This is a genomic window from Arthrobacter sp. NPDC055585, assembly GCF_053619115.1.
Window position 1 is genome coordinate 429,572 of record NZ_JBSHIT010000001.1, and the last position, 23,931, is coordinate 453,502.

Genomic DNA, 23,931 nt, shown 5'->3' on the forward strand with positions numbered 1-23,931 from the left:
AATCCTCTGTGACAACAAAAGACCGTCCGCCCGCTGTGCCCGTGCAAGGATATTGCAGTGACCTCTCCCACCTCCCTCCCGCCCCGCCGCAGCTATGACCTGCTGCTGGAGAACATCGAAGCCGACCTCCGCTCCGGTGCCATCAAACTTGGCGACCAGCTGCCGGGTGAACGAACGCTGGCGGAAACCTACGGCATTTCACGCGCCTCTGTCCGGGAAGGCATCCGGATCCTGGACGCCATGGGAGTGCTCCGCTCGTCCTCCGGTTCCGGTCCCAAGTCCGGGGCGATCATCGTTTCCGAGCCCTCGGCCGGGCTTTCCTCCGCCCTCCGCCTGCACATGGCCAGCAGCCGGCTCTCCGTGGAGGACATTGTGGAGACCCGCGTGCTGCTTGAAACCTGGGCCGCCCAGGCGGCCGCCGGCGCCCCGGACAGCCCCGAGAAGCAGGCCGCGCTGGACCGCGCCCGCGACCTGCTCGAAGCCATGGACCGTCCGGACCTTGACCGGGACACCTTCCACACGCTGGACGCCCGCTTCCACGTGGAGCTCAGCTCCCTGGCCGGGAACTCGGTCATTGAAACCATGATGGATTCTCTCAGCGGGGCGATCCGCGGCTACGTCAAAGACGCCATGGACAACTTCGACGACTGGCCCCGGATCCTTACCGCCCTGCGCGAGCAGCACCACGGGATTTACGACGCCGTTGCTGCCCGCGACGGCGTGCTGGCCGCGGACCGCCTGCGCGAACACATCACCTGGTTCTACGCCCAGATTCCTGCTGCGGACGGATAGGCCCGGGCCGTGGCGGGCGGGACATCCCTGCCGACATCCCCCGCCGCACAACGGGGGAAAACCCCATGGTGGCACGCGCCGCCGCGTAGGAAGCTGGATTCATGACCAATACCTACGCCTCCGAACCAGGTGCCGCACCAGAAGCCGAGTTCGCGCCAGCTCCCCCGCGCGACAGGCAGATCCGGCGTCCGGCGTTCTTCCGCAGCGCCACCTGGCGCGCCTTCGGCTACCACTGTGTGAGCCTCCTGCTGGCTCCCCTGGCCTTCACTTACGCGGTGACCACTGTGTCCCTCGGAGCTTCCCTGCTGGTGACCGTGGTGGGACTGGTCATTGTTGCCGCCATGGTTGTGGCGGCAAGGTTCTGGGGCACGGTCAACCGGGGTCTCACCGCGTCCCTCCTGGGCCGGAACGTCCCGGCACCGGCCCCCTTTGCCTCGCGGCCCGGATTCTTTGGCTTCCTGCGCTCCGGACTGGCTGATACGGCCGGCTGGCGGGCGATCGCCCACATGGGCGTCAGTTTTGTGACGTCCGTGACCGCAGCAGTTCTCAGCATCACCTTCCTGGTCACCGGTCTGGGCTGCATGACCCACTGGTACTGGTCCCAGTGGCTCCCCCCGATGCAGGCGTCCGACGGCAGCTGGCACCGGGGCAGCATGATCGCCCCGGACGTGTTCGTGGACGGTTTCTGGTGGCAGCTTGCCTACATTGCAGTCGGCATCCTCCTGACGTTCGTGCTCTGGCCGGCCATCAACAACGGCGCCGCCAAACTCCAGGGTCTCCTCGCAGCCGCACTGCTGGGCCCCACCGCCGCCCAGGAACGGGTCCGCGACCTGGAAGCCAGCCGCAGCAGCTCGGTCAACACCGCGGACGCACGGCTGGCCCGGATTGAACGCGACCTGCACGACGGCACGCAGGCCCAGCTGGTTGCCATCGCCATGAAACTGGGCGACGCCCGGGACCGGCTGTCCGCCGGAGATGCAAACGAGGACCTGCAGCGCCTGCTGGACAGCGCCCACGGAACCGCCAAGGACGCTCTGGCAGACCTGCGCGGAATTGCCCGCGGCATCCGCCCGGCGGTCCTGAATGACGGGCTCGACGCCGCACTGGAGTCACTGGCCGCGACCGCGCCGCTGCCGGTGGAGCTGGACTACCGGCTTGGCGTCCGGCCAGCCCCCGCTGTGGAGGCCATCGCCTACTACAGTGCGGCGGAGCTGCTGAACAACGCCGTCAAGCACTCCAGCGGCACGGGAGCCTGGATCTCAGTCTCCGGCCAGGACAACCGGCTCTTCCTCACCGTTACCGACAACGGGACCGGCGGTGCCGATCCCGCAGCAGGCACCGGCCTGGCCGGGCTGGCTGAACGGGTCCGCACCGTGGACGGCACGCTGCACATCTCGTCGCCCGCGGGCGGTCCCACGTCGGTGACGGTCAGCCTTCCGCTTGGTTAGGGCAGAACCGTGGCAGCGTTGGGCGGTTCCATGCGGCAGGCTACAGGTATGAAGATTGCGATTGCCGAGGATTCAGCCCTGCTGCGTGCCGGGCTGGTGGAACTCCTGGCCGGCCGCGGCCACGAGGTGGTGGCTGCGGCCGGGGACGCCGAGGAACTGTTCACCGCGCTGGAAACCGCACATCCCGACGTCGTAATCCTGGACAACCGAATGCCGCCCACCCACACCAGCGAGGGCATCCGGGCCGCACTGTCCCTGCGGGAGACCCGGCCCGAGATCGGCGTCCTGCTGTTGTCCCAGTATGTGGAGACCCGCTACGCCACCCGGCTGTTTGCCGGCGAGCCGAGCGGTACCGGATACCTGCTCAAGGACCGGGTGGCGGATGTGCGCAGTTTCCTGGACGCGCTCGAACGCATCCGGGCCGGGGAAACCGTGCTGGACCCGGAAGTCGTGCGGCAGCTGATGGGGTCCGGGAACACTGCCGGCTTGGGATCGCTGACTCCGCGGGAGACGGATGTCCTGGACCTCATGGCGCAGGGACGGACAAATGCCGGCATTTGTGCTGAACTGTTCCTCTCCGCCGGCGCGGTGGAGAAGCACATCACTTCCATCTTCAGCAAGCTGAACCTGGCACCGGCGGCCGGGGACCACAGGCGGGTCCTGGCCGTCCTGCAGTATCTGCAGGCCGCCTCGCCGGGTGTGGCCTGACCAATTCACTGTGTCCCGGGCATAGAGTTGATTCGGGAGACAAATCCCCGTCTATGTCATGGATCAGGATCGTATGTCAGTCACAGCAGAGCACTCCGCACCAGCAATCTCAGGCCTCGGCAGCGAGGGCATCAGCACCCGGGAAATCGACCGCCGGAAAATGGCGCACGATGCCTCCCACTACTTGCTGGTCCCCCAGGCCGTCGCCACTCCGTCCAGCACCGCCGACGTAGCGCAGCTGCTGCGCCGCAGCCGTGAACTGGGCATCCCCGCCACGTTCCGCTCCGGAGGAACCTCCCTCTCCGGCCAGGCCGTCAGCGACAGCCTCCTGATCGACACGCGCCACCATTTCCGGGACATTGAAGTGCTCGACGGCGGTGCCCGCGTCAGGGTTGCCCCCGGTGCCACGGTGCGGTCGGTGAACTCCCGGCTGGCTGCCTTCGGCCGGAAGCTGGGCCCCGATCCGGCCAGCGAAATCGCCTGCACCATTGGCGGCGTCGTGGCCAACAACTCCTCCGGCATGGCGTGCGGCACCGAGTTCAGCACCTACCGGACCCTCGAATCGATGGTCCTGGTCCTGGCCAGCGGCACCGTCCTGGACACCGGGGCGCCCGACGCCGAGGAGAAGCTCCGTGCCCTGGAACCGGAGCTGTTCGAGGGGCTGCTGCGGCTGCGCGGGCGGATCGTGGCGAACCCGGATTCCGTCGCCACCATTACCCGCCTGTTCTCGATGAAGAACACCATGGGCTACGGCCTGAACTCCTTCCTGGACTTCGAGAACCCGGCGGAAATCCTGGCGCACCTGATGATCGGCAGCGAAGGCACCCTGGGCTTCGTGGCAGAGGCGACTTTCCGGACCGTTCCGGCGCTGCCCAAGGTCGCCACCGGCCTGATGTTCTTTGACACGCTCGACGCCGCTGCCACCGCGCTGCCCGAGCTCACCGCTTCCGGGCTGGCCACCGTGGAACTGATGGACGCCACCTCGCTGCGCGTTGCCCGGCTGGCCGCCGATGCGCCGCTGGAGCTGCGGAATCTGGAAGTCCAGTCCCACGCCGCACTGCTGGTGGAGCATCAGGCCGCCACCGCCGAGGAGCTCGAAGCCAAGCGGGACGCTTCCCAGCCGCTGTTCGAGTCACTGCGCCTGGCCGCTCCGTTCGCCATGACCACCAACGCCCGGGACCGGGCCGGCATGTGGCACATGCGCAAGGGCCTCTACACCACGGTGGCCGGTGCCCGCCCGTCCGGCACCAACGCCCTGCTGGAAGACATTGTGGTGCCGGTGCCGTCGCTGGCCCGCACCTGCGCCGAACTGGCCACCCTGTTCACCGCACACCATTACCGGGATTCGGTGATCTTTGGGCATGCCAAGGACGGCAACATCCACTTCATGCTCAATGAGAACTTCAACGACCCGGCCGAACTGGCCCGCTACGAGGCGTTCACCGAGGAAATGGTGGACCTGGTGCTCGGCGAGGGCGGCTCGCTGAAGGCCGAGCACGGCACCGGCCGGATCATGGCACCTTACGTCCGCCGCCAGTACGGCGATGAGCTGTACGAGGTCATGTGCGAGATCAAGCGGCTGATCGACCCGGCCAACCTCCTGAACCCGGGCGTGCTGATCAACGACGACCCGCGCTCCTACGTGCAGAACCTCAAGGTGGCCCCCACGGTCGAAGAGGAAGTGGACCGCTGCGTGGAATGCGGCTACTGCGAACCCGTGTGCCCCAGCAAGGACCTCACCACCACCCCGCGCCAGCGCATTGTCCTGCGACGGGAAATCGCCGACGCCGAGGCCCGCGGCGACTCGGTCCTCGCCGCCACCCTGCGCGCTGACTATGACTACGACGGCGTGCAGACCTGCGCCGTGGACGGCATGTGCGGCACAGCCTGCCCGGTGCTGATCAACACCGGCGACCTGGTCCGCCGGCTCCGCGCGGAGAACTCCAACAAGGCTGCCGGTGCCGGCTGGAAGGCCGCCGCCGGGCGCTGGGGCCCCATGACCTCCGTGGGAGGAAAGGCCCTGAGCCTGGCCAAGGCCGTGCCCTCTCCCCTGCCCAAGCTGGCCACCGCCGTCGGCCGTGCTGTCCTGGGCGCGGACAACGTCCAGTCCTATGAGACCGTGCTGCCCGCCGGCGGATCCCGGCGTACCGCCCATGAGGATGCGGATCCGGTGGCAGTGTTCTTCCCGGCCTGCATCGGCACCATGTTCGGCCCGGCCAAGGGCGGCGAAGGATCCGGCCCGGCGTTCATGGAGCTGTGTGAACGGGCCGGTGTTGGTGTCCGCGTACCCAAGGGCATCGAGAACCTGTGCTGCGGCACGCCGTGGAAGTCCAAGGGCTTCACCTCCGGCTACGAGGTCATGACGGAAAAGGTCCTGGCCAACCTGTGGGTCGCCACCAACGGCGGTGAGCTGCCGGTGGTGTGCGACGCCGCGTCCTGCACCGAAGGCCTGGACACCATGAAGCGGCTGGCCGGGGAAAGCCCGGTTTACCCTGGCCTGCGGTTCGTCGATTCGGTGGACTTTGTCCGCGATGCTGTCCTGCCGCGGCTGGAGGTAACCCGGAAGCTGGGGTCCCTCGCACTGCATCCGACCTGCTCCTCCACCCAGCTGGGCGCCAACGATGCCCTCACGCAAATTGCGGCTGCGGTCAGTTCCGAGGTCTTTGTGCCGCCAAGCTGGGGCTGCTGCGCGTTCGCGGGAGACCGCGGGCTGCTCCATCCTGAACTGACGGCTTCGGCAACGCAGAAGCAGGCGGAGGAAATCAACGCGCGGGTCTTCGACGGATATGCCTCAGTGAACCGCACCTGCGAAATTGGCATGACCAAGGCAACCGGCCACGACTACCGCCACATCCTGGAGTACCTGGCTGAAGCCACCCGCTGACGCGCCGGTTCGACTCCGGTGGCTGCACGGGAGCACAATCGAAGGGAAAGCAGACACCACATCCTTTCGGAGGATGAGCTTGAATGAGCAAGTCCAAGAACGCCGTGGCTGCCGGTGTGCTGGTGCTGGCGCTCGGTGCTTCCGCTGCAGGACTCTCGGCGCTGGCCCGGACGGGTCCCGGCGAGGCTGAACCGTACCGCACGCTGGTTCCGGCGCCGTCGCCCACCCTCAGCGTTCCCGCCGAGGCCGAGCCGGAAGCCCCTGTCCGCGAGTACGTTGCCGTCCCCGCACCCACAACGGTTCCCGTCTCCCCCGCTCCGGATCCCGGGAAGGCACCCGCGCCGGATGCCGGTGTGGCTGCCACCGAGGATCCGGGCGGGGAGACGTCCGGCGGCGGTGTGAACGCCGCATCGGAAGACTCCGCCGGATCGGAAGACATGGTGCCGGTTGACGGTGAACAGCTGGAGACAGCTTCCCGAACCGCCTGGGATGCCGCCGAACGGGACCGCGTTGCCGCTGCCCTCGCCGCCGCCGATGCCTATACCGCCGCCCATCCGGGAACTGCCGAGGCAGCCGTGTACACCTCAGTTCGTGCCGGAATGGCCGGCGGCTCAGCCGGGGACGGCACCGCACTGGTGACCCGTGCCCTGCGGAGCGCCGGCTACACCTTCACCGGCTGCGGACCGCAGGACATTCTCAACTGGTTCACCGGTCACCCGGATTACGGTGCGGTGGTGGCGGATGCTTCCTCCGCCCGGCCCGGCTCACTGGTAGTGGCCCGCGGCCGGTGCGGAAACCCCGTCATCGGGGTCTACCTCAGCGACGGGCTGGCCGTGTTTGGCGGTGATGCGGCAGTGTCCGGCGGCATCGAGCAGGGTGCAGCCGGGGCCGGGGCCGAACACGCCCTCATTGCCCCGGCTGACCTGACCCGGACCGCGCTCCTGCCTGCCGGCACCGCCGCGGAAGAAACGCCGGTCTACGTCCGCCCGGCGCCCTTCAGCTGAGCGGTGCCGCGTGCTGGTTTCTAGACGCCTACAGCCTTCCGCCATCCGTCTTCCGTGTAGTCGCGGCGGACCACTTCGGAGTAGGGCACGGGGCTGACGTCCACTCCCGCCCGGTACTGGCGGTGAGGTTCGACTGAAGACTTCCTGGTGCCGCCGTCCGGTTCGCCCCAGACCACCTTCAGCTGGGATCCGATTTCCACGTCAGGATCAACGATGGCCAGTGAAAGCGGCCGCTTTTCATTCCAGCTGTAGCCGGTGAACATCGAGACGCCCACAATGTCACCGGACTCATCCACCACGGAGTCGAAGTTCGAAGCCCCGTAGTTCGCGTTCGGAAGGTCGAAGAACTTATAGGGCAGCTCGTCCTTTTGGTACATCGAGGCATGAATGGTGGCGACGTCGTTACCGTCCCATGCCAGCGTGACCTTCTTCCGCTGGGCCTGGGGATCCATTGCTTCCAGTGCTTCCCGGCCAATGAAGTCGTGGTCGTACTTGATAAACGATCCGTACCCCAGTTCCCAGGGAGTGGTGTAGTAGCCCTCAACTGAATCCGGCACGTAGGAGCCCGCCACCGCGGAATTGGCCTCGTAGCTGTCCGCGCCGAGCCAGCGGCGGTAGTCCGCCAGCTTCTCTCCGCTGTAAATGCCGGGCAGCGGTGACGGTATCCAGCCGGATTCAAGCGTGTTGCAGGAGTAGGCCCGTGACCCGGCCGGCTCCAGTCCGAACTCCGCTCCGGCTTCCAGGATCGTTTCCCGGATCCTCTCATAGTCCCCATAGGGTCCCCAGAGTTCCAGGCCCGGGGCCCCCGCCATGCCATGGCGCAGGGTCCGCACCTGCGTTCCGCCTACGTTCATGTAGGACATGTTGAAGAACTTGAGCTGCTCGAGCGGACCGCAGTTGACCTTCTCGATCACTTCCCAGGCACGCGGGCCCTGGATCTGCAGGCGCCAGTATTCACGGCTAACCGCTTTGCCCATGGGCCGCGACGGCGAGCGACGGTCGGTCTTCATTTCGACGTCATAACCGCCCTTTTCGGCGTTGTAGAGCAGCCAGTTCGCAGCCGGGGAACGGCCTACGTAGACGAATTCCTGTTCGGCCTCCCGGAAAAGAATTCCGTCCCCGATGACATGGCCGTACGGCGTGACCGGAACGTACTGTTTTGCCTTGTTCACGGGAAAATTCGACATGGAGTTGATCGCCGTGTCAGAGATCAGCTGCAGTGCCCCCGGCCCGGAGATGAACAGGTTGTCCATGTGGTGGGATTGGTCGAACAGCACCGCGGATTCGCGCCAGGACCTGACTTCATTGCGCCAGTTGGTGAATTCGGCTGCCACAACCGGATAAACGTAGGCCCCGACCTGCACATTTCGCAGGTGGTCCACGATGTTGCCGGACGCGTCCAGTACCTCCTGCAGGGAAGTCTTGGTCATCTTGGTTTTCCTTTCGTAGTGATAAGTCGTTAGAAGACGATGGTCACGTTGCCGTCGCGGATGACCCGGTCCTCGCAATGTGCCTGAACGGCGGTGGACAGCACACGGCGTTCGACGTCGGCGCCCCGGCGCTGGAGATCCGCTACGGATTCGCGGTGGCTGACGCTGATCACGTCCTGGCTGATGATCGGCCCTTCATCCAGGTCCTTGGTCACGTAGTGGGCGGTCGCTCCGATGAGCTTTACTCCGCGCTCCTTTGCCTTGCGGTAGGGCCCGGCGCCGATAAATGCGGGGAGGAACGAGTGGTGAATGTTGATGATGGGAACGCCGGCCTGCTCAATGAAGTCCTCGGTGATGATCTGCATGTAGCGGGCCAGGACAATCAAATCCACGTTCCCCTGGATGAGTTCGAGCTGCCGTGCTTCTGCTTCCGTGCGCCGGGCCCTGTCTGCCGGAATGTAGAAATACGGAATGCCGAATGCGCGGACGTCCTCGCTGAGGTCAGGATGGTTTGAAACCACCATCGTGATGTTGATCGGAAGTTCCCCCCGGCGCTGCCTCCACAGCAGATCCAGCAGGCAGTGGTCTGACTTGGACACGAATACTGCCACACGTTTGCGTTTCCGCGCCTCGATCAGCTGCCAGTCAAGGCCGAATTCGGCAAGGCGTGTGCCCAGGGCCCCACGAAGCTCATCAACGGCTGCTGAGAGGTTCGGCAGTGTGAAGACCGTGCGCTGGAAAAAACGGCCGCCGGCCGGATCGGAGGTGTGCTGATCCAGGGAGACGATGTTGGCGCCGAAGCGGGCCAGGGCGTCGGTGGCAGCTGCCACGATGCCCGATTGGTCCGTTCCCTTGAGCACCAGCCGGGCGAGGTTGTCCTGTCCCTGCTCAGGTACCGGCGCCTGCGGAACGGCCGTTGCGGCGGGCGAGGACAGGGAAGCGGTGAAGGTTTCCACTGATACTCCTAATCGGTTAGCCGTGCGCCTGTTTGAGCATGCCCTGCCGCCAGGCTTCGGTCTGGGCCAGGTCGTTGAACGTAAAAATGTGGAACCCTTTGACCACTGCACCGCTGTCCGGCAGCGACTGGACCAGCCCCCGGATGAGCTGGGTGGGCTCGTAGCCAGAGGGCGTAAAGAAGCGCCAGAACATGTTCTGCTGCTTCTTGAGGAAGTTGGCTGACTGCCCCAGCCCCAGTCCGGCCGAGACCCGCAGGAGCTTTTGCCGGCTGACCGGGCCGGGCATTCCGGCATAAACCGGCAACGAAACGCCGTCACGGTGAACCCGTGTTCCCCACTCGAGGAAGGTCTGCGGATCGAAGCAGATCTGGGTCAGGATGCGCGTCGCAAGGGGTGCCTTCTTCAGGAGGGCATTGTGGATGACGGAGTCACTGAAGGACGCGTGTCCCTCCGGGTATCCTCCAATGCCGACGTCGGTGAAATGGTGTCCGCGCTCGGTCAGGGCAGTGAGCAGACTGTGGGCGTCCGGGAAATCGCCGGCAGCCTCTTCGGCGTCGCCGCCGATCACGAACAGCCGGTCAATCTCGGCCGCTTCCAGCCGGCGGACAATTGCGTCCAGTTCTTCGGGCCCGCGCACCAACCGGGCGGGAAGGTGGGGTGAAACTGAATATCCCCGTCCGCGGAGATAGACGGCGGTGTCCAGGGTGGGTTCGAGGCCCTTGCCGCCGGTTGCCGTGATGGTCAGCGGAATGCTCTGGGGTACCTCCGCTACGACCTTTTCCTTGGCCGTTTTGAAAGGCATTACCTCGTATCCGATGTTGTCCAGCAGAGACGCGAGTGTGTTCCGCTGTTCATCGGTCGCTGCCAGCAGCCGCGGTGCCATGTGTCCTCCTCGTTGGCGGATCTCCGGTGCCGAAGATCCAGACGCCTTCACTCTAGGTATGACGTTCCCGCCGTCCGTAAGGTAAGCGTCCCAACTATGACCGCGACGTTTGTCGCGGGGAGGAGAGACCTTCCCTGTCAGCCGGGCCCGGCGCGGGAGCAATGGGGCAGGTACGAAAAAAGCGCCGCCCGGGGGCGGCGCTTTTCCTCCGGCAGAGCAGGGGCGGTTCAGAATGTGGGGGCTGTTAGTCCCACGTTCACTGCCAGCAGGGCCGCCTGGGTCCTGGAGGAGAGGTTGAGCTTGCCCAGTACGTTGGAGACGTGTGTGCGGGCCGTGCGCTCACTGATGTGCAGTTCCCTGGCAATGTCCTTGTTGGACTTTCCGGTCCCCACGAGCTGAAGCACGGTCTTCTCCCGCTCCGTCAGGGAAGAAACCCCAATTCCGGGCGAAGTCATGATCTGTGTGAACTTCCTGGCCATGGTTGTATCAATAAAGACTTCATCCCGGGCGGCGGCACGGATGGCGGCGGCTACTTCCTGGGCCCCGGCATCCTTGAGCAAGTAGCCGGAAGCTCCCAGCTGCATCACCATATTCATCCGCTCGGTCTCGCCAAAGCTCGTCAGGACAACTACTTTGACCTGGGGGTATTTCCGGCGGATCTCCCGCAAAGCGGCGGTCCCGTCCATCCGCGGCATCATGAGGTCCAGGAGGACCACATGGGGCAGTTCCCCGTAGACGGCGAGCGCTGCCAGCTGCTCCAGCGCGTCCTGGCCGTCCACTGCCTGTCCGGCCGCCACAATGTCCTCAAGGACGTCGATATAGGCGGAAATGCCCCGCCGGGCGATCGCGTGGTCATCGACGATGAGCACCCGCAGTTTGCCCTGGTCCGTTGACTCCATCAGTTGTCTCCTTGAATCCGTTTGCTGGCTGTCTGCGGGACGTCGGCGCGGACTACCGTTCCGGCACCGCCGAATTTCGGCAGCACCGTGAGGCTCCCCTGCCAGCGCTCGACGCGCTGGCGCATAAATGAGAGTCCGTGGCCGTCTTCTTCAGCGGGCGGTGCGGCAGGTTCCTTGGCATCCGGCCCGCTTCCGTTGTCCTGGATGACCAGCCGGATCCGGCCGTCTTCCGCGGAGCAGTGAATGCTGATGAGATCCGCAGGCGAGTGCTTCACTGCGTTGTGCACGGCCTCCGCTGCCACGTAGTAGAGGTCTTCGCCCAGTCCCCCGTCCACGCTTCCAAGGTCCGGGTCGACGTGGAGGTCGAACCGCACCCCGGTTTGCCGGTGCGTGGCCGCGGCCAGCCGGGACAGCGCTCCGGGCAGCCCTATTCCTTCAATGGCGCTGGGACGCAGCTGGGCCACCAAGCCGCGCAGGTCCTTCAGCACGGATCCGGTGATCCCTTCGAGCTCCTCCGCGATCTCCTGGATGCGCTGGTCCTCCTGGCCGGGGCGCGTTCCAGCCAGGATATTCAGCGTCCGGGTCAGCATGCCCATGGAGAAAATCTGCTGCACCACCGAATCATGAAGGTCCCGGGCCAGTCTTTGCCGTTCCTCGCGGTGGGCCGCGCTTCGTTCTTCTTCAAGCAGGGAGGCGTAGTCGATGGCCAGGGCCGCCTGCTCTGCCATGGACACCAGGAATTCCATCGCTTCCTCGTCGATTTCCTGCCCGGGTTTTAGGAAGACATTGAGGACTCCGATGGTGTTCTCCCGCACCCTGATCGGGAGCGAGGCAAACGCATCCCATTCGGGATAGCGGTGAAAGTCGTGCAGCGGTTTCCAGGCGGGGTTGGACATTACTGCGGCGTAGCGGTGCGGAATGACTACCGGAGCGGAGGACTCCAGGGAGTCGAGCATCCTCAGGTCCGCTCCCAGTCTTCGGCACTCCATCAGCAGCGAGAAGAACGCGCTGCTTCGGGAGGAGGGGAACCCGGCCATCCCCAGCATGTGGAGCTTGTCCCCTGAATGTTCATTGGTCAGGACCTGCACGCCGGCCAGTCCGTCTGCCTGCAGGATTTCGTGGGCCAGGGCGTTCAGCGTCGCCGGCAGGGACCGTTCCGATGCGACCCGTGCAGCAGTACGGGCCACAGCTGCGGCACGCCGCTCCCGCTGCCGCCGGGCAGTCACGTCAAAGAACGCCACCATGGACTTCCCGCCGGATGACTGATGACGGTATGCAACCTCGATGGATTGGCCGCCGGCGTCGAGCCAGCCTGAGTTCCAGCCGGCTCCGGCGGGGGTGCCCGCCTCGTTCAGCGGGCTCCGCGACAGCAGGTCCTGGAACGCGTCAAGGGCCTGCCCCTTGAGCATGTCCCGGGCGGTGGAATTGGCGCTGAGGATACGCCCCGTCTCATCAAGATGTGCCAGGCCTACGGGCCAGTCATCCCATTCACCCCCCGGCACGTTCCACCTTCCAGTCTCTTCATTGTGACCTGTGTCGCATTGACGCCCAGCGTACTACTTCCGGTCCCGGGTTCCGGGGCGGCTCACCGGCATCTGGCAGGACCGGAGCGGCCCCGGCAGGGCTGGTTCAGCCGTCCACATACTCGATTCCGAGCTCCTTCAGTTTGGGCCGGAGGTTGTACAGGTCCAGGCCCAGTACCCCGGCTTTGAACTGCTCACGTTTTTCCGCCTCGAGGTCCTCGCGGTGCTGCGCTTTGCGCGCCGCATCCTGCGCTTCGGCCCGGGGCACAACCAGGACGCCGTCGTCGTCAGCAAGCACCGCATCGCCGGGCATGACGCTGACACCCGGGAGCATGATCGGAACGTTGATCGACCCGGGGTTCAGCTTGTTGGTGCCCTGTGCGTGGACGGCCCTGGACCATACGGGGAACCCCATCGCGGTCAGGTCTGCTACGTCCCGGACGCCCGCGTTGATGATCAGGCCCAGGGTCCCCCGGGCTTTCAGTGCGGTGGCGAACAGGTCACCGAACATCCCGTCCGCAGACGGAGACGTTGTAGTCACCACCAGGACGTCCCCGGCACCGCATTGTTCAATGGCCGCATGGATCATGAGGTTGTCACCGGGATGGCTCAGCACGGTCACGGCACGGCCGGCAATCCGGGCGCCGGGGTAGATGGGCCGCAGCACGGGATCTGCCAGCCCCCGCTTCCCCATCGCTTCATGGACTGTGGACACGCCGAGCCGCCCAAGGGCTGCCAGCGCCTCCGGGTCCGGTCCCGCCGTCGTACGCACTATCCGGTGTTTCATACCAGTTCCCTTCCAACCACCGGGAACAGCCGGGAATGTGCCTCGGCGTACCGGATGGATTTCGCCCCGCCGTTGCGCACTGCCTGCACCCCGCGCCGTCCAGCGAGTTCGGTGTAATAGTCCACCAGGTGGTCCTGGGCTCCCATGCACTTCATGGCGGCCTGCTTGCGGTCGAAGACATCCGTGATGTCCAGGAGGAGATCGACGGAGAATCCGCACATCTCCGGCTGGTGCGGTTCGAACATCAGGACCTGAGGGGCGCCAAGCGGCTGCTGGTCGGTCAGATGCCCCATCGCCTGGGCAACCATCCGTGCCCTCAGCAGCGTCTCGTGCGCCATGTTGTGGTCCCGGTTATAAGGGTCGTTGGCAACGTGCGTCAGGATGGTGTCCGGCCGGTACCCTCGCAGCAGTTCGACAATGTGGTTGAACGCGTCGTCGTCAACCTGCAGCGGGTAGTCGCCAAGGTCCAGGAAATCAATGCCCGCTCCGAGTGTCTCGGCGGCCTGGGCAGCCTCTTCCCGGCGGATCTGCCGGACCGTCTCCAGGGTCATTCCTTCGCGCCGCCACAGGCCCTGGGACTCGCCCTTCTCGCCGAAACTCAGGCAGATGACGCGCACGTCATCGCCCCGGGCAGAGGCCAGGGCGATTGCGCCCCCTGCCCGCCAGACAAAGTCGCCGGAATGGGCACTGAAAACTACAACGGACTGTTTCTGGTGTGTCATGCTCTCTCTTGCCTGTCGCTGGAACTCGGTGTGGTCTGGGGGCGGTTCACCTCATAAGTCCCCCGCCGTCGCAAACAAGCGTCTGGCCCGTCATCAGGTCTGCATCGGCAGATGCCAGGAAGACAGCCAGCGACGCGAACTGCTCAGGAGCAACCTGCTCCTTGATTGCCTGTTTTGCCATGGTGGCGGCAAAGACTTCGTCGCCCGAATAGGTGCGGGTCCCCGGGGTGGGGACCTGGGCCGGGACTATGGCGTTAACTGTGATCCTGTCCGGGCCCAGCTCGTTGGCCAGGACGCGTGTCAGTCCGAGGAGCGCCCCCTTGGAAGCTACATACGCGGCCTGTCCTGCACTGCCGGTGAAGAACGTCCGGGAGGCAACATTGATCACCCGGCCGCGGAAGGAGCTTTGCTGCAGGTACGGATATGCGCTCTGGACAACCAGCAGCGGTGCCACCGCGTTCACGTCGAAGTACCGGTGCATTTCCTCGGAGGTCACCGTCCGGAAGCTGTTCCTCCCGCTGAGCACTCCGGCGTTGTTCACCACAATGTCCAGTGCGCCAAAACGCCTGGCCACGCTCTGGACGGCGGCTTCCACCTGGTCCGGATCAGTGATGTCGCAGCGGAGGAACTGCAGTTCAGGTGCCGGGGCAGAATCCGGTTCCTTGATGTCCAGGACAGCCACGTTGGCGCCCTCGGCGGCGAAACGGTCCGCTATCGCCCTGCCCAGTCCGCCGGCTCCTCCGGTCACAACGGCGGTCCGTCCCTGCAGCCGGCCGCTTCCGGTCCCTGTCATTGTTCCTGCGGATGGGTTGCCAGCGGCTCAATGCGGACGTCCATCCAGGGAAACTGCGGCAATGAGGACAGTGCCTCGTGCAGTTCCGTAGCGTCCGCCGTCTCCCAGAGCCCGACGACGGCGCGCCGGCCCGGAATCCGCCACAACCGCTTCAGCGCACCCTCCCCGCGCAGCTCCAGGGCACGCTCACGCTCCCGCGCCTTGAGATCGGCCACCTGCTCCGGACTGAGGGAATCAGGCAGGGCCGTTTCGAATCGGACAAGAAACTCCATTGTGGTCAAACCTCTCTGTGGAACCGGCGGTACCGGTCTCAGCCAACGACTTTCAGCAGCACCGCGGCCAGCTGCTCCGGCGCCGTCACCATCGCTTCATGCCCGGAGTTCACCTCGTGGGTCTCCCAGCCGTCCGCCGCCGCCTGCTCGGCAAACGTCTTGAAAACCCTCATCCAGTCCACGCACTCGATGAAGACACCCGGTACGTTCCGGTGGGCATCGGTGAGCGGCAGCGGATCGGTGTAGGTCTTCCACGGATGAGGTGTCAGACGCGGGAGCAGCCATTGCCTGTCCGCTGAATCGGTGATGCCCAGTTTCTCGAGCGGACGCGGCGGAATGAGCCAGCCAAACCCCGCGTGCTCCACCGACTCCCGGTAGTGGCCGGCTACGGCCGGGGGCAGCAGTTCAATGGCGGACCGGCCATCGCCGATGAATCCGTCCAGGTGCACCCGGCGTGCGGTGCGCCCGGGAAGCCGGTCGGCCACGCCGGTGATGACCTGCCCGGCGTAGCTGTGCCCCACCAGCGTGACGTTGTCCAGGTCATAGGCCTCAATTAGCTGAACTACGTCCTCGACGTGGGTCGCCAGACCCACTGACGGACTCACCAGATGACTCCGGTCGGAGATGCCGGACAATGTTGGGGTCAGGACCCTGTGCCCGGCGTCTTCCAGGAATGGCACCACCCGCTGCCAGCACCATCCGCCGTGCCAGGCTCCGTGGACCAGGACGATGCTGCTCATGCCCGGCCTCCCCTCGTCAGCGGCCGGTCCGTGTCCGGCTGCTCTCCGGCATCAGCCGAGGCCTGGTACCGCCCGACTTTCAAAACGGCCATGGCAGCGAAGCTGATCAGGCCCATCAGGAGCAGGTATACGGAGATTGGGGTGGAGGAGTTGAAGGCCACGTACAGGCCGGTCGCGATCAGCGGCATAAACCCTCCCCCGAGGATGGAGCCGATCTGGTAGGCCGTTGAGGCCCCGCTGTAGCGCACCTCCGTGGGGAACAGTTCAGCGATCAGGGCTGCCTGGGGCCCGGCCATCAGGGACTGCCCCAGCAGGATCACGGCGAAAGCCACCGCGATGTTGACGGGTTGTCCGCTGTCCACCAGCCAGAAGAAGGGAAAGGCCCACACCGTGAGCAGTGCAGCGCCCCAGAGGAAGACGGGCTTCTGCGCAAACCGGTCTGCGAGCACCGCACCCAGCGCAATTGTCACCAGGTGGCAGACAGCGCCGAAGATGATGAGCAGCAGCATGGTGTTCCGCCCCAGCCCAAGGGTGCCGGTTCCGTAGGACAGCATGTAAACCGAGTAGAGATATCCGATTGCAGGGGCCGCGATTGAGACGATTCCGGCCAGCAGCACGGTGCGTGTGTGGTTGCGGAACAGGTCGAGGATCGGAGCGTTGACTTCCCTCTTCTCCCGTTTGACCGCCTTGAACGCCGGCGAGTCCTCGATTTTCAGCCGCATCCACAGCGCGATCAGGATCAGTACTGCGCTGAACAGGAAGGGCACCCGCCAGCCCCATGCTTCGAAGGCCCCGGGGTCCAGAATGTTCGTGACGATCACGAACACGACGTTTGCGCCGATGATGCCGATCGGAAGACCCATCTGCGGGAAGGAACCGTAGAGGGACCGGCGGCGGGCGGGGGAATACTCCACCGCCATCAGAACCGCACCGCCCCATTCACCGCCGACGCCGACGCCCTGGAGCAGCCGGAGAAACACCAGCAGGATGGGAGCCCAGATCCCGATCGCCGCATAGTTCGGCAGCAGCCCGATCGCGACCGTCGCGCCGCCCATCAGCAGCATCGAGAACAACAGCATGGACTTGCGTCCAACCCGGTCGCCGAAGTGGCCCATCAGCAGGCCGCCGAGCGGGCGCGCCAGGAAGCCGACGGCGAAGGAGGCAAAGGCTGCCAGTGTTCCCGCCAGCGGATCATCCGTTGGAAAGAACTGCGGGCCGAAGATCAACGCGGCCGCTGAACCGTAGATAAAGAAGTCGTACCACTCGATTGCGGTGCCAATGAGGCTGGCACCCAGCACCTGCTGCCGCTTCTTGGCCGAGGGCAGGGCACTGTTTTCCGTGGCCGGTGCCGCAGGCAGCTCAGCCATTGACGCCCGCCTCCATGGCCGGGACGCGGCTGGGGGCTTCGACCGCGAACAGTGCCAGTGCTGCGGCCGTGTTCGACGCCGGAACATGGTACGTGTCGTGGACGCGCCGGATGTCATCCCCGAGCGCGCCGCGCATGATCAGCCACATGATCATCTCAATGCCTTCGGATCCCGCTTCGCGGATGTACTCCTCGTGGGAGATCCGGGCGAGGCTCTGCGGGTCCGTTTCGATTTTGGCGAGGAAGTTCCGGTCGAACTCCTCGTTGATCAGGCCGGCCCGCGCACCGGAAAGCTGGTGGGACATTCCCCCGGTTCCGAAGACGGCAACTTTGATGTCCTCGGGGAAGGAACGGATTGCCTCTCCCAGCGCTTCACCGAAATCCAGGCAGCGCTGGGCGCTCGGCTGCGGATAGTGCAGGACATTAACCAGAATGGGAACTACGGAGCACGGCCATGCTTCACCCGGGTCTGGGGTATACACGGACAGCGGGACGGTGAGCCCGTGGTCGACGTCGAGTTCCTGGAAAACGGTGAGGTCAAATCCTGCGCCCACCATTTCCACCAGCAGGTGCTCGGAAAGCTCGGGTGCGCCAACAACGTTGGGAACACGCCGCGGCCCGTAGCCTTCGTCGGCAACCTGGTAATCGTCCGCGGTCCCGATGGCGAAGGTGGGAATGATGGACATGTCCAGGGCATTGGCGTGGTCGTTGTAGACAACGATTGCAACGTCAGGCCTGTGCGCTGCCATCCATTCCCTTGCCGGGGCATAACCGTCAAAAAGGGGTTTCCAGTACTCGTCCGTGGTCTTGCCGTTATCCATCGCCGCACCAATTGATGGAACGTGCGAGGTTGCCAGGCCCCAAATGATGTCAGCCAAACTTCCGCCCTCCTGCTCTGAGTGCTGCGATGAATTCCTCGGTGCTCATGCCGGTAAAAGCAGCACCGAGGTCCTGAACCGATTTCCGGTCGACGGCCGCGAGTTTGACGACGTAGAAAATTGATGCGCCAATCTCGGTCATCGTCGTCCAGTCCCGGTCCAGGACTGCCTGTTTTTGTTCCTCATTGAGTTTGTATTCGTCGCAATAGGCGGATTCGTCCGCGGTGAACCGGTCACGGTTCTCTGCGTGCTTCAGCGAGAACAGCATTTTGTTCAGCGCACGGCCGCGGCTGCTGGACCGGGTGTCGTAAACGTGTGTGCCCTCAATGCGTGGGGTGTGGGACGGCACGGTGTCTCCCTCCTATTGCCGTTGTGGTACTGCTCACAGCGAGCCTAGGAGCTGGGGGCGGCGCCGTCATGGGCGCCGTGACGCAGCCGGACCGCGACATATGTCCTGCCCGGACGGCCCCCTCCGGCGTCCCTACGGAGCAGCTGCAGCACGTTCCGGTTCATGGTCAGAGCAGGTGTCGTCGCAGCCCTGCTCTGGAACAACCGCATGTCAGGGAGGAAAAAGGCCTTGCAATCTTACTTTCTTCACCGTATAAAGTAAGAATGTCATCCACCTCACATGCACCAACTGGCCGCCGGGAACTCCGGCGGATCCGGGTGGAATCCGTCGTGGGAGCCCTCCTGTCCCAGGGCCCCATCTCCCGCACCGACCTGGCCGCAGCCACGGGCTACAGCCCCTCCACCGTGACCGGAATCGTGCATGAACTGCAGGAACTGGGTTATCTCCATGAGGTCGGCCAGCGCGAATCCACCGGCGGACGGCGCCGAACCCTCATGGAAATCGACCGCTCGGCGGTAGTCCTGGTGGTTGCCGAAATCTGCCGCGGAAGTGTCCGTGCCAGCCTGGTGGACCTGGACGCCAACGTGCTGGAAACCCGCGAGTCCGTGTTCGACACGGAAGATCCGGTGGCGTCCACCGCCCAGGCGGTATCCGAACTCACCGCCGCGGCCCCCCGCCGGCCGTCCCGGCTCGTCCTGGCCCTGCCCGGCGTCGTCGGCAATGACGGCACAGTGAGCCTGGCTCCCGATTTTGCCGCCGCAAACGGCTCCGAACTGGCCGGGGAACTGCAGCGCCGCACCGGACTTCAGGTGACCCTCGAAAACGATGTGAACCTAGTGGCCCTTGGCGAGCGCAGCGCCGGTGCTGCCGCCGGTGTGGATGACCTGGTGCTGATCCATGTTGCCGAAGGCGTCGGCGCTACCATCCTCAGCGGCGGCAGACTCCTCCACGGCGCCACCCGGTCCGCCGGCGAGGTCGGCTTCCTTCCGGTGGCACCGCGCCCGCTCCCCCACGGCAACCGCGGCCCCTTCGAGGCGGCCTGGAGCACACCGGCCATCGCCGCGGCTGCCCAGTCCGCAGGGCTCGACGCCGACGGCGGCGTCATTGCCCGCATGTGCGCTGACGAACGGACCCGGACCCTGCGCGACGACGTCCTGGACGCCTGGGCCTGGGCCGCCGTCGTCTGTGCCTGTGTCCTGAACCCTGCGCTCGTTGTGTTCTCCGGAGACGCCGTCGGGCTGGACAGCCCGGCACGCACCGCACTGGCCAACCGGATCCGCGCCGCCGCGCCGTCGGCCCCGGAGGTCGCCTTCGCTTCGCTGGGCGCGTCCGGCATCCTCCACGGCGCCGTAGCACGTGTCCTGGAAGATCCCTCTGCCCTCATTACACCCGGCGGCTAAGCCGCCGGCACCCACAGATCACCGCGCACCACCCAAACCCTAGGAGAAGTACATGAACCGCACTTTCCGCAAACCGCTCGGCGCTGTTGCCGGCGGCCTCGCGCTGATGCTCGCTCTCTCATCCTGCGGCCTGGACGATTCGTCCTCCGGCGCCGAGGGGTCCGACGGCGGCACCCTCACCATCTACACCGCCCGGGACAAGGGCCTCGCCGAAGCTGTCGTGGCGGACTTCGAGGCAGCCAACCCGGACTACGCCGGCAAGGTGGAGATCCTCACCCTCGGCGCCCAGGAGGCACTGGAGCGCATCCGCGCCGAGAAGGCCAACCCGCAGGGTGACATCTGGTGGGGCGGCACCGGCCAGCAGATGAAGCAGGCCGCGGGCGATGACATCCTTGCAGCCGCACCGGAAGCCGTGATTGACGCCGTTCCGGAGGACCTGCGCGACCCGAGCGGACTCTGGGTGGGCGAAATGCAGCTGGCTGAGGTGATCTTCTACAACCACGACATGCTCAGCGAAGCAGAAGCGCCCAAGGACTGGGACGACCTGATTGCTCCGGAGATGGCGGACAAGCTGGCCATCCGCGACGTCGAGGCCTCCGGAACCATGCGCAGCATCTACGCAGCCATGATCGACCGCCAGTACGACGCCGCCGGCTCACCGGAGGCAGGCTACGACTGGCTGCGCAAGCTCGACGCCAACACCAAGGTCTACGCGGCCAACCCGACCGACCTGTACCTGCGCGTGACCCGCCAGGAAGCCGCAGCCAGCGCCTGGAACCTGCAGGACGTCATGCTGCAGATCGAAAACCAGAACGCCCCCTACACCCCGGTGATCCCGGAGTCCGGTGCCCCGATGCTGGTGGACGGCGTGGCCAAGATCAAGAACGGACCCTCCAGCGAAGCCGCTGATGCGTTCCTCGAGTTCCTCTTCAGCGAAGAGACCCAGAAGGACCTCTCCGAGACCTACTACCAGATCCCCTCGATCGAGATGACCGAGACCCCGGCCTGGCTGGCCGAGCTGGACCTGGTGGAAATGGACGTTGACTGGGACCGCATTGGCCAGAACGAATCCGAGTGGATCGGTTACTGGGCCGAGAACATCAAGGGCAAGGGCTAGCCAGCCCGCGAAGGTGGCCGGCGCCGGGTGCGCCGGCCACCTCCTGAACCTTCCAACCCCCTACCTGCGGAGAGCAGCCATGACACGAGTCCTCCTCGAATCGATTGAAAAACGGTACGCTGGTGCCGCGCCTTCAGTGGCAGACCTCAACCTCACCATCGAAGACGGAGAGTTCTTCACCCTTCTGGGTCCGTCCGGGTGCGGCAAATCGACCACCCTGCGCATGGTTGCGGGCTTCATCCAGCCCTCCCGCGGGCGGATCCTCTTCAACGACCGCGACGTCACGAATACCGCGCCCAACCGCCGTGACACCGGAATGGTCTTCCAGAACTACGCCCTGTTCCCCCACATGACCGTACGGGCCAACGTGGGCTACGGCCTCAGCGTCCGCCGCACCGCACGGGCTGAAAAGAACAAGCGGGTGGACCGCGCACTGCAGCAGGTTGGCCTCGAAGGCTACGCAGACCGCCGCATCGACATGCTCTCCGGCGGACAGCAGCAGCGTGTTGCACTGGCCCGGGCCCTGGTCATCCAGCCCTCGGTCCTGCTCCTGGACGAGCCGCTCTCCAACCTGGATGCGAAGCTCCGCGAGGAGACCCGCGCGGAAATCCGCGGCACCCAGAAAGCTGCCGGCATCACCAGCATCTACGTCACCCACGATCAGGCCGAGGCCATGGCCATGAGCGACCGCGTGGCTATCCTTGAATCCGGCAGGCTGCACCAGGTTGCTCCTCCGCGGGAGGTCTACCACCGTCCGGCCACGTCCTTCGTGGCCCGGTTCATCGGCCGCTCCAACGTGCTGGAGTGCACGGTGCTGGAGACAGGCTCCGACTCCGTGCACCTTAAGCTGGCCGACGGTTCGGTGCTGCGCGCCCCGCGGGTAGCCGGCACAGTCTCCGGCAACGCTGCCGCAGGCGACACCGCCGCAGTAAGCCTGCGCCCGGAATCGTTCACCATGCACACGGACGCCGGCGGCGAGAGCCGTCCGGGCACCCTCCGCGGCACGGTCAAGACAGCTGAATTCACCGGTGCCGTGAACGTCTACGAAGTCGACTGGAACGGCAAGGAACTGGTGGTCTCCGTCCCCGATTCCGAGGACCGGGCGCAGCCCGGGGACAGGGTCACCCTGTTCCCGCATCCGGACCGGGTCTGGCTGGTAGCCCCGTGACCGGCCTCGCCGCAAGACTGCGGAACCGCAGCGGAACCACGTCCTCGGACCGGTTCATCTACTGGCTGGCCATTCCGCTGGCCCTGGTCCTGCTGATTTACATCGTCATTCCGATGTTCGCCACGGCGCGCACCAGCATCGACGGCGGAGTAGGCAACTACAGCGGCTTCTTCGGCGGAAACTCCGGCCGCGCCCTGGGCCTGTCCGTTGGCATCTCCGTGATCTCCGTGATCACCACCGGCATCATCGGCACGGCGCTGGCCGTGCTGCTGACCCGCTTCGACTTCCCCGGCCGCAACGTGCTGCGCCTGTTCGCGATGCTGCCCATGGCGCTGCCGCCGCTGATCGGCGCTGTCTCCTTCTACTTCCTGTACGCCGAAAGCGGGATCCTGCCGCGCTTCCTGGCACAGTACTTCGGCGCCGACCCGGGAGCAGTCTCCGCCAACGGCGTCCTGGGTGTGCTCTTGGTCCACACCATGACCATGTACCCGTACTTCTATCTGGCGGTCTCCTCCGGCCTGGCCGGTTCCGACGCCTCCATGGAAGAAGCTGCCCTGAACCTGGGTGCCAGCCGCTTCACCATGTGGCGCACGGTGCTGCTGCCCATGCTGACTCCGGCCCTGGTCTCCGGCGCCCTGCTGACCTTTATGGTCTCCATGGCTTCCTTCACCGCACCGCAGTTCTACAACGTGCAGACCCTGACCATGCAGATCGTCGCTTCCCGGACCTCCGGCGCCTACGAACTCGCGGCTGCCCAGTCCACCGTGCTGTCCATCGTCTCCATCCTCTTCCTGCTGGCAATGCGCTGGTACCAGAACCGGCGGGTGCACCGCAGTGCTTCAAAGGGCACTCCGCAGGCCGTGAAGGTCATCCACGGAACTCTCCCCCGCCTCGGCGCCGGGTTGGGCTCCGCCGTCCTGGTCCTGATTCTCATGGCACCGGCAGCCGTGATCGTGCTGCTGGCCTTCACCGTGGACGGCTCCTGGACCGTGCAGATCCTGCCCAGCCAGTACACATTGGGCAACTTCTCCCGGATCTTCACCGACCCGGCGACCCTGCGCCCGATCCTGGTCAGCAGCCAAATGGCGTTCATCGCCATGATCGCGTGCACCGTGGTCGGCGTCATTGCCTCCTGGGTAGTCACCCGGTGGAAGGGCCCGGGCAAGGGACTGCTGGATGTGATGGTCATGATTCCTTGGGCGCTGCCCGGCACCGTCGTCGGCGTCAACCTGGTGACCGCTTTCGCCAGTCCTTCCCCCTTCAACCTGGGCCAGGTCCTGATCGGTTCGCTGTGGATCCTTCCGGTCGCCTACTTTGTGCGGTTCCTGCCACTGGTCTTCCGCTCGGCCAACGCCGCGCTGGCCCAGATCGATCCCTCCGTTGAGGAAGCTGCTCGCAACCTCGGTGCCGGACACTGGCGCGTGCTGCGCACCGTGACGGTTCCGCTGATGTACCGCGGCATCCTCGCCGGAGCCCTGATGGCCTTTATCCAGGGCTTCGGTGAGTACGTGGCCTCCGTAGTGATCTACCCGGCACGTTTCGCGCCGCTGTCTGTGGAGATCTACAACCGGATCTACTCCAACGAATTCGGCACAGCCGCCGCCTACGGCACCCTGCAGATGGGCCTGATCCTGATTGTCCTGATCATCTCCCAGCGGCTGGAGAACCCCGGCAGCGGTGGCATCGCGAAGATGCTGCGCCGCCGCCGTCGTCCCACCGTGGAGACTCCGCTGGTTGGACCCATGCCTCCCACGGCCACTCCGCTGCCGATTCCTTCGTCCGCCGCCCCCGACCTGAAGCCGGTGAAATAGC

General features: G+C 65.5%; 22 protein-coding genes. 9 read left to right on the top strand and 13 right to left on the bottom strand.

The window, feature by feature from the left end; translation table 11 throughout:
- Nucleotides 1–57 precede the first annotated feature (57 nt).
- From ACWGQ2_RS01830 to ACWGQ2_RS01850, 5 genes are all read left to right on the top strand, one after another.
- A complete protein-coding gene (locus tag ACWGQ2_RS01830) occupies nt 58–792 on the top strand; it encodes a FadR/GntR family transcriptional regulator (protein ID WP_452013741.1) in 735 nt (244 codons plus the stop codon).
- A 101-nt stretch (nt 793–893) separates the two neighbouring features.
- Nucleotides 894–2,240, top strand: coding sequence for a sensor histidine kinase (locus tag ACWGQ2_RS01835; RefSeq protein WP_452013743.1), 1,347 nt, complete (start codon nt 894–896; stop codon nt 2,238–2,240).
- Between the two features lie 48 nt (nt 2,241–2,288).
- Complete coding sequence (locus tag ACWGQ2_RS01840; RefSeq protein ID WP_452013745.1) at nt 2,289–2,948, top strand: response regulator transcription factor; 660 nt, start codon at nt 2,289–2,291, stop codon at nt 2,946–2,948.
- Between the two features lie 73 nt (nt 2,949–3,021).
- Entirely contained in the window at nt 3,022–5,832 is a 2,811-nt protein-coding gene (locus tag ACWGQ2_RS01845) for an FAD-binding and (Fe-S)-binding domain-containing protein (RefSeq protein WP_452013747.1), read from the top strand.
- An 83-nt stretch (nt 5,833–5,915) separates the two neighbouring features.
- A complete protein-coding gene (locus ACWGQ2_RS01850) occupies nt 5,916–6,836 on the top strand; it encodes a hypothetical protein (RefSeq protein WP_452013749.1) in 921 nt (306 codons plus the stop codon).
- Nucleotides 6,837–6,856: 20 nt separating this feature from the next.
- Here ACWGQ2_RS01850 and ligM read toward each other — a convergent pair whose 3' ends face one another.
- From ligM to ACWGQ2_RS01915, 13 genes are all read right to left on the bottom strand, one after another.
- Complete coding sequence (gene ligM, locus ACWGQ2_RS01855; protein ID WP_452013751.1) at nt 6,857–8,266, bottom strand: vanillate/3-O-methylgallate O-demethylase; 1,410 nt, start codon at nt 8,264–8,266, stop codon at nt 6,857–6,859.
- 29 nt (nt 8,267–8,295) lie between these two features.
- A complete protein-coding gene (gene purU, locus ACWGQ2_RS01860; protein ID WP_452014484.1) occupies nt 8,296–9,129 on the bottom strand; it encodes a formyltetrahydrofolate deformylase in 834 nt (277 codons plus the stop codon).
- A gap of 109 nt (nt 9,130–9,238) precedes the next feature.
- Complete coding sequence (locus ACWGQ2_RS01865) at nt 9,239–10,105, bottom strand: methylenetetrahydrofolate reductase (protein ID WP_452013753.1); 867 nt, start codon at nt 10,103–10,105, stop codon at nt 9,239–9,241.
- A gap of 227 nt (nt 10,106–10,332) precedes the next feature.
- On the bottom strand, nt 10,333–11,004 hold the full coding sequence (locus tag ACWGQ2_RS01870; protein WP_452013755.1) for a response regulator: 672 nt from the start codon (nt 11,002–11,004) through the stop codon (nt 10,333–10,335).
- Nucleotides 11,004–12,506, bottom strand: a complete 1,503-nt coding sequence (locus tag ACWGQ2_RS01875; protein WP_452013757.1) for a histidine kinase — start codon at nt 12,504–12,506, stop codon at nt 11,004–11,006. The genes ACWGQ2_RS01870 and ACWGQ2_RS01875 overlap by 1 nt, the downstream gene beginning before the upstream one ends.
- A gap of 127 nt (nt 12,507–12,633) precedes the next feature.
- Complete coding sequence (locus tag ACWGQ2_RS01880) at nt 12,634–13,314, bottom strand: 4-carboxy-4-hydroxy-2-oxoadipate aldolase/oxaloacetate decarboxylase (RefSeq protein WP_452013759.1); 681 nt, start codon at nt 13,312–13,314, stop codon at nt 12,634–12,636.
- Nucleotides 13,311–14,036, bottom strand: a complete 726-nt coding sequence (locus ACWGQ2_RS01885) for a PIG-L deacetylase family protein (RefSeq protein WP_452013761.1) — start codon at nt 14,034–14,036, stop codon at nt 13,311–13,313. Before ACWGQ2_RS01885 ends, ACWGQ2_RS01880 begins: the two co-directional genes overlap by 4 nt.
- A 46-nt stretch (nt 14,037–14,082) precedes the next feature.
- Complete coding sequence (locus ACWGQ2_RS01890) at nt 14,083–14,829, bottom strand: SDR family NAD(P)-dependent oxidoreductase (protein WP_452013763.1); 747 nt, start codon at nt 14,827–14,829, stop codon at nt 14,083–14,085.
- On the bottom strand, nt 14,826–15,101 hold the full coding sequence (locus ACWGQ2_RS01895; RefSeq protein WP_452013765.1) for a muconolactone Delta-isomerase: 276 nt from the start codon (nt 15,099–15,101) through the stop codon (nt 14,826–14,828). The genes ACWGQ2_RS01890 and ACWGQ2_RS01895 overlap by 4 nt, the downstream gene beginning before the upstream one ends.
- 38 nt (nt 15,102–15,139) lie before the next feature.
- A complete protein-coding gene (locus ACWGQ2_RS01900) occupies nt 15,140–15,841 on the bottom strand; it encodes an alpha/beta fold hydrolase (RefSeq protein WP_452013767.1) in 702 nt (233 codons plus the stop codon).
- On the bottom strand, nt 15,838–17,208 hold the full coding sequence (locus ACWGQ2_RS01905) for an MFS transporter (RefSeq protein WP_452013769.1): 1,371 nt from the start codon (nt 17,206–17,208) through the stop codon (nt 15,838–15,840). The genes ACWGQ2_RS01900 and ACWGQ2_RS01905 overlap by 4 nt, the downstream gene beginning before the upstream one ends.
- The gene (locus tag ACWGQ2_RS01910) at nt 17,201–18,085 is read right to left on the bottom strand and encodes a class III extradiol dioxygenase subunit beta (protein ID WP_452013771.1); all 885 of its coding nucleotides are present in this window, start codon (nt 18,083–18,085) and stop codon (nt 17,201–17,203) included. Before ACWGQ2_RS01910 ends, ACWGQ2_RS01905 begins: the two co-directional genes overlap by 8 nt.
- Nucleotides 18,078–18,434 carry a protocatechuate 3,4-dioxygenase gene (locus ACWGQ2_RS01915; RefSeq protein WP_452013773.1) on the bottom strand — a complete coding sequence of 119 codons (357 nt, stop codon included), beginning with the start codon at nt 18,432–18,434 and terminating at the stop codon, nt 18,078–18,080. The genes ACWGQ2_RS01910 and ACWGQ2_RS01915 overlap by 8 nt, the downstream gene beginning before the upstream one ends.
- Nucleotides 18,435–18,697: 263 nt before the next feature.
- Between ACWGQ2_RS01915 and ACWGQ2_RS01920 the strand changes: the two genes are divergently transcribed.
- From ACWGQ2_RS01920 to ACWGQ2_RS01935, 4 genes are all read left to right on the top strand, one after another.
- Nucleotides 18,698–19,834 carry an ROK family transcriptional regulator gene (locus ACWGQ2_RS01920; RefSeq protein ID WP_452013775.1) on the top strand — a complete coding sequence of 379 codons (1,137 nt, stop codon included), beginning with the start codon at nt 18,698–18,700 and terminating at the stop codon, nt 19,832–19,834.
- Between the two features lie 52 nt (nt 19,835–19,886).
- Entirely contained in the window at nt 19,887–20,951 is a 1,065-nt protein-coding gene (locus ACWGQ2_RS01925; RefSeq protein ID WP_452013777.1) for an extracellular solute-binding protein, read from the top strand.
- 79 nt (nt 20,952–21,030) lie between these two features.
- Complete coding sequence (locus ACWGQ2_RS01930; protein WP_452013779.1) at nt 21,031–22,119, top strand: ABC transporter ATP-binding protein; 1,089 nt, start codon at nt 21,031–21,033, stop codon at nt 22,117–22,119.
- On the top strand, nt 22,116–23,930 hold the full coding sequence (locus ACWGQ2_RS01935) for an ABC transporter permease (RefSeq protein WP_452013781.1): 1,815 nt from the start codon (nt 22,116–22,118) through the stop codon (nt 23,928–23,930). The genes ACWGQ2_RS01930 and ACWGQ2_RS01935 overlap by 4 nt, the downstream gene beginning before the upstream one ends.
- Nucleotide 23,931: the final 1 nt, after the last annotated feature.

What these genes read in the sequence shown, in the direction of transcription:
- ACWGQ2_RS01835 (WP_452013743.1), top strand. Translation starts at nt 894, where the DNA reads ATGACCAATACCTACGCCTCCGAACCAGGTGCCGCACCAGAAGCCGAG.
- ACWGQ2_RS01840 (WP_452013745.1), top strand. Translation starts at nt 2,289, where the DNA reads ATGAAGATTGCGATTGCCGAGGATTCAGCCCTGCTGCGTGCCGGGCTG.
- ACWGQ2_RS01845 (WP_452013747.1), top strand. Translation starts at nt 3,022, where the DNA reads ATGTCAGTCACAGCAGAGCACTCCGCACCAGCAATCTCAGGCCTCGGC.
- ACWGQ2_RS01850 (WP_452013749.1), top strand. Translation starts at nt 5,916, where the DNA reads ATGAGCAAGTCCAAGAACGCCGTGGCTGCCGGTGTGCTGGTGCTGGCG.
- ligM (WP_452013751.1), bottom strand. Translation starts at nt 8,266, where the DNA reads ATGACCAAGACTTCCCTGCAGGAGGTACTGGACGCGTCCGGCAACATC.
- ACWGQ2_RS01865 (WP_452013753.1), bottom strand. Translation starts at nt 10,105, where the DNA reads ATGGCACCGCGGCTGCTGGCAGCGACCGATGAACAGCGGAACACACTC.
- ACWGQ2_RS01870 (WP_452013755.1), bottom strand. Translation starts at nt 11,004, where the DNA reads ATGGAGTCAACGGACCAGGGCAAACTGCGGGTGCTCATCGTCGATGAC.
- ACWGQ2_RS01880 (WP_452013759.1), bottom strand. Translation starts at nt 13,314, where the DNA reads ATGAAACACCGGATAGTGCGTACGACGGCGGGACCGGACCCGGAGGCG.
- ACWGQ2_RS01885 (WP_452013761.1), bottom strand. Translation starts at nt 14,036, where the DNA reads ATGACACACCAGAAACAGTCCGTTGTAGTTTTCAGTGCCCATTCCGGC.
- ACWGQ2_RS01890 (WP_452013763.1), bottom strand. Translation starts at nt 14,829, where the DNA reads ATGACAGGGACCGGAAGCGGCCGGCTGCAGGGACGGACCGCCGTTGTG.
- ACWGQ2_RS01895 (WP_452013765.1), bottom strand. Translation starts at nt 15,101, where the DNA reads ATGGAGTTTCTTGTCCGATTCGAAACGGCCCTGCCTGATTCCCTCAGT.
- ACWGQ2_RS01900 (WP_452013767.1), bottom strand. Translation starts at nt 15,841, where the DNA reads ATGAGCAGCATCGTCCTGGTCCACGGAGCCTGGCACGGCGGATGGTGC.
- ACWGQ2_RS01905 (WP_452013769.1), bottom strand. Translation starts at nt 17,208, where the DNA reads ATGGCTGAGCTGCCTGCGGCACCGGCCACGGAAAACAGTGCCCTGCCC.
- ACWGQ2_RS01920 (WP_452013775.1), top strand. Translation starts at nt 18,698, where the DNA reads ATGTCATCCACCTCACATGCACCAACTGGCCGCCGGGAACTCCGGCGG.
- ACWGQ2_RS01925 (WP_452013777.1), top strand. Translation starts at nt 19,887, where the DNA reads ATGAACCGCACTTTCCGCAAACCGCTCGGCGCTGTTGCCGGCGGCCTC.
- ACWGQ2_RS01930 (WP_452013779.1), top strand. Translation starts at nt 21,031, where the DNA reads ATGACACGAGTCCTCCTCGAATCGATTGAAAAACGGTACGCTGGTGCC.